This window comes from Methanohalophilus sp. WG1-DM, from assembly GCF_004104135.1.
GTDB lineage: Archaea > Halobacteriota > Methanosarcinia > Methanosarcinales > Methanosarcinaceae > Methanohalophilus > Methanohalophilus euhalobius.
In genome coordinates this window covers 1-4,809 of record NZ_RRBA01000025.1, presented here as the reverse complement: position 1 = coordinate 4,809, position 4,809 = coordinate 1, and the positions used below count along the sequence as shown (strand labels likewise).

The window sequence follows — 4,809 nt, the reverse complement described above, 5'->3', positions numbered from 1 at the left end:
ATAGAACTATTTCTTACAGGAAAGATATGGCATAAATCAGCAGGCGTGCCGGACATCCGGCTTAGAAGTTGATTACAAAAAAAGCATTTTTAATAAAAAGCCCGGCAAAAAACTCACTCCGCCAGCATGACAAAGAATCTCACTAAAGGGTTTGGATGGAAGTAGGCAACTAAATAATATAATATTGTATTAATTATCAAAACTATAAGTGCTACAGTTGACAATTTGTTAATAGATGGTTTGTATGACATTGTGTCCCTTATGATTTTGTTACTTTGCATCTGCGGTAATGTTTGATATACAATATACTTAATATAGGCATTAGCAGAAAGAAGCCTGCTATTTTGATGTCTGAAACTACCTCAAGCCAGAAAAATTGAATCATGAGATCATCGACCTGTCCTAACTTCAGTTTAGCTATATGCAAAATCATGGGAACAATAACACATATAACTGGCAACAAAACAACTAACTTTATTTCTTTAGTAGTTTTTGTAAGATCAAAATTTATCGAAGGCAGTAAATAAACAAACAGACCATAAGGAAGAATGACAATATAAAGCAGTAGTGATGGCAATTGGTTATAAGGGAAACCCATGTAGAATATTTGGTCAGTATTTGAATATATTACAATTTCTGCAAATCTTTGGATAGGAAACAATAAGGCATAAAACAGTGAATCCGGGTGGGCTTCATAGACCATGGCCCTAGTATATCCTAGCACAGCCACCATGGTCTGGTATATTCCAGCAATTAATAGAGGTATGCAGCATGATACCTTTCTAATATCAGTTCTGCTCTGAAAAATATTCTGCATAATGGGGGCCAATGGCATAAAAAAAAGAATAAAAACTAATACAGTAATCAACAAAGCAAACATGTTCTGGATAAGACTAAGCCCTGTCCCCCTCATCATGCCTATTGTCAAAGTAATGGCAATTAACAATAGATGCTGCATAACAAAAAGAAGAGATTCAAATGGCATTTTATCTTTAATTTTTGAGATAGATTGAATAAAGAAATTCATTATTAACCACTATCCATATGGATTTAACAATTGTATTGCTTTATATCATCATAAATTTTGTATTTGATACAATTCAAGATGCTTTCACATTATTTTTTAAAAAAGAATTAATGTCACAAATGAGCTTTTTAGGGGAGCCCCATTTGTGATATATCAGCCTTACATAACGTAATCATACAATCCATGATTATACTTTGCAGTTTCTCGGACACATTGAGCTGTATAGTATCCTACGTATAAGTCTGAATCGAAATTTTGTGGATCATTAGTAACTTCATCCCATATATAGTCGAAATACTGGGCACTAAAATCAGCATTGCTTTCAGTAGCTTCATCAGGATTTGTCACCGTTATAGATTGGTTGTTACCACTGACATAGTCACCAAAATCATATCCTGAGTTCCACTGGGCATAAACATAACTCTCGTAAGCATCATGTGCATTACTATTAAACAGATTTTCTACAAAATTCAATGACTGATCAAGTGCTCCAGCGGAATGAAAAGGAATTCCAGCATCTGAAATATAATGGCTGGCAATTCCAAAATCTTGATGTGCAGCGACATAGTTTGCATTATCAGCATAGACTTTTGCAGTACCGGCAAAAGCATCGCATCTTCCTGCAGCTCCACCAATACCAGTTTCAGCATCTTCATAATGATTATAGTATCTGTATCCTGGAAGTTCATAACCTGACTCGTCGGGATCATCTGCTTTGTTTCTTGCATATGATGCATATGAAGAACCATCACAAGCATACTCTGCAAAGTCCTTATGGGGGGTGGCAGTCCATTTCGTCCCAATATCTTGATAATCACTAAAAGCTTCTTTCTCTATCATAGGCCCCAGTTCAGCCATAAATCCATAATCATCCTTGGTTATCTTATCTGGGTACCTATTCCAGATATCCTGCAGTCCAACTTTATATTCTTCCTTTTCTTTATCAGAAACGTCGAAATTGTTAATATATTTCATCTTAATAGTTTGACTTTCAGGATTTGTTGCAGCAAAAGCAAGTCCTCTGAACGGCATATTTTTCACTACATCCGGTAAAGAATTCTGCAATGCCAAGTAATCATCAACTTCTTTCATTCCTTTCTCCCCCAGTTCAGCCTCTAAAGCCTCCATTTTTAACTGGGCAGGATCTTTTACCGGAGTGCTGTTTTGTTCATCTGTTGAAGCCACTGTTGATGGTATTAAGCACAGGCACAATACCATAGCAATACATGCTATCAAAAGGCTATCTCTTTTCTTCATCGTTTATTTACCTCTTTGATTTACTAAACCACAGAGGCAAAGCTACGCCTATATAGTGTAAACTAAAGACCTAACTCTGCCCCAGATCATGGGGTTCAGTCATCGCAGTAAGATCATGACCCTTCCCTCGAACATCTTTAAGATGTTGCATTATATCCTATATGATAGACAGTATAAGTATTTTCTAACCACATCATCGAACTGTTTTCTTTCAGTTCGACGATATGGTCACAAAAGATATATCCTTTTTTGTGCATGACAAATTATTATGAATCATAGGAGAAACTTTATGATTAGAAAAATTGTATTATTACTAATAGTAATGCTTGTGTCGGTATCTTTTACCGCAGCTACTGCCAGTCAGGACAACGGATATACCACAGTTCCTGTCAAGTCAGACCCTACGATCACACCCAGATGGGTTTCTGAGACCATCACACAGGGAGAAACAAACTGGCATAGTAGAACAGTCAGTTCTTACACAACTTTACATCATATAGACTTGAACTGGGGCGATGCAAGCGACTCACTCAGATTAAAAGTGTACTCTCCAAGCAACCAGCTAATTGGAACATTCTATGACAATTCCGACGGTGTCATCGATGGAAGAATTAACATTGAAATAACAAACTCCGATGGAATTGAAATCGGAACATGGCATCACGAGGTCTACGGCTATAGTGTCACAGGTACAGAAGATTATTATATCTGAAAATTGCTTCCATTGTCATGAGGAATTTATGGACTCTCTTTTTGCTTTTCATACTCATTTGCAGTCCAGCCCTAGCCAGTACAAATGGCTACGAAGTATCTCCATATACGGGCCCTGAAAGAGGTATGTATGAAGGTGGTGGCGATGACGCCACCCTGACTTTCTGGGAACTCCCGTTATCCCTCCAGATAGTATATATCTCCGGGTTATTGGGCGCCTTGCTAGCTGTCTACAAGTTCCTGCCTTTGTTGCTCGGAAAAGTAAGACAAAACTGCAAAAAACAAAATCGGGATGAAATTTTCAAATTTATAACCGCTAACCCCGGAAATACGATCTCTGACATTGAAAAACATCTCAAATTGAACAGAAGCACTATCCGGTACCATTTGAAAATGCTTCAGATATTTAACAAAATAAAATATGTCCGAAAGGGGAAATTTGTAATGGTTTTTGAGAATATTTCCAGATGCACCTAGAAAGAAAAACTCGTATTCATCTTGCAGAATGATACGAGGAGAGACATTTTAATAACTATATTCAGGAAGCCGGGAATTACAAATCAAGATCTCACTCAGGCATTCGATCTGGCTAAAAGCACCGTCCACTGGCATATTAATGAGCTGTGCAATGAAGGATTTGTACATTTCAAGACCGATGGGAAATACAAACGATATTTTATTAAGCCGGAAATCAAGACATATCTGGAAAAAATCCTGCTGGCATCTGATTTCTCCAGAAAATCGCGGATTTAAGAAAACAATTGCTGGTTCCGGTCTGTTTGTTCCATAGTGTTAGATATTAAGACCGTGCACTTAATAAACCTATCTTAGGATTCAGTGGCACAAAAAAATCGGTATAACTATGTGTGTCAAGATTAGCTCCTTATTAGATTCTCCACAACTCAACTACTCTTTGACATAACTTCCCAAATGTATAATCCCCCAAATATAGGACATATCACATACAGAAAACAAATTCGAACCTTGCCTCCAGGCACGGGGTTTCAGTTATTCCGTCAAGACTTGCTGAACCCCACTAACATCGTTATTATGTTGCATTATGTCTAACTATGTCACATAATAAATACTTTCTGCCAATGCCATAAATATTGCGAGATTATCAAATTAGGTCATAATTCCTCCCATTCTAATTTGATGATATTAAGTCACACATAATTTGCAAATGAATTGGTTTGTTTGACCTTATTTTGCAAATTCGCAGTTACAAACAATTGATATGCCACAAACTTCATAATCGAATACATTTCCTTACTTGCATTCTTCATCCCCTAACATCAAATTTTACAGTCCATTTTATATTCTTATGTATTCTCTCACATTCTGCTCTTTTTGAATATTCTTCTTCAAATCCCTCATCCTCGATGTTCTCATTCCGCAGGTGCATCCCGATCTGTTTTTTCCTTCCGTTTTCATAGAGAAAACGAAGTTTTTTCTCATACTTCATATGAATCGATCCAACGATTTTCCACATCTTATTGACCCAGTGATCGATTCGTTTCATTGTTCCTTCATTCTGGACTTTTGAATCAGAAGAATATGCAATAACAGGTTTTGCCTTCAATTTATACCATACATCAGCATGATTGTTGAACGAATCATACCCTCCATCCAGTGCATAAGTATCGATGTCCACTCCCATTTTTACCAATACATCAATGTGTTTTTTCAATTCGGGTGAATCATTTGCAGCACCCTTTGTATGTGTCATATAGATTGGAAGTGTACCAATCATCGTGATATGTGCCTTATCCATCTTACATTTGTAATGCGGATTATAATCCGCATATCTATCA

General features: G+C 36.9%; 5 protein-coding genes and 1 pseudogene. 3 read left to right on the top strand and 3 right to left on the bottom strand.

The window, feature by feature from the left end; genetic code table 11:
• Positions 1-259: 259 nt before the first annotated feature.
• A complete protein-coding gene (locus CI957_RS10150) occupies positions 260-1,027 on the bottom strand; it encodes a hypothetical protein (protein ID WP_096712111.1) in 768 nt (255 codons plus the stop codon).
• Positions 1,028-1,186: 159 nt separating this feature from the next.
• Positions 1,187-2,284 (bottom strand): hypothetical protein, encoded by a 1,098-nt coding sequence (locus CI957_RS10145; RefSeq protein WP_096712112.1) that lies wholly within the window; start codon positions 2,282-2,284, stop codon positions 1,187-1,189.
• 322 nt (positions 2,285-2,606) lie between these two features.
• On the opposite strand from CI957_RS10145, the gene CI957_RS10140 reads away from it, so the two are divergent.
• Genes CI957_RS10140 through CI957_RS10980 form a run of 3 tightly spaced genes read left to right on the top strand, consistent with a single transcriptional unit; the run spans position 2,607 to position 3,748 of the window.
• Complete coding sequence (locus tag CI957_RS10140; protein ID WP_241646095.1) at positions 2,607-2,996, top strand: peptidase domain-containing protein; 390 nt, start codon at positions 2,607-2,609, stop codon at positions 2,994-2,996.
• Between the two features lie 17 nt (positions 2,997-3,013).
• Positions 3,014-3,472, top strand: a complete 459-nt coding sequence (locus CI957_RS10985; protein WP_241646093.1) for an ArsR family transcriptional regulator — start codon at positions 3,014-3,016, stop codon at positions 3,470-3,472.
• Positions 3,473-3,493: 21 nt separating this feature from the next.
• The gene (locus CI957_RS10980) at positions 3,494-3,748 is read left to right on the top strand and encodes a winged helix-turn-helix domain-containing protein (RefSeq protein WP_241646091.1); all 255 of its coding nucleotides are present in this window, start codon (positions 3,494-3,496) and stop codon (positions 3,746-3,748) included.
• Between the two features lie 413 nt (positions 3,749-4,161).
• Here the strand turns inward: CI957_RS10980 and CI957_RS10130 are convergent.
• A pseudogene (locus CI957_RS10130) lies at positions 4,162-4,809 on the bottom strand (transposase); the annotation flags it as partial.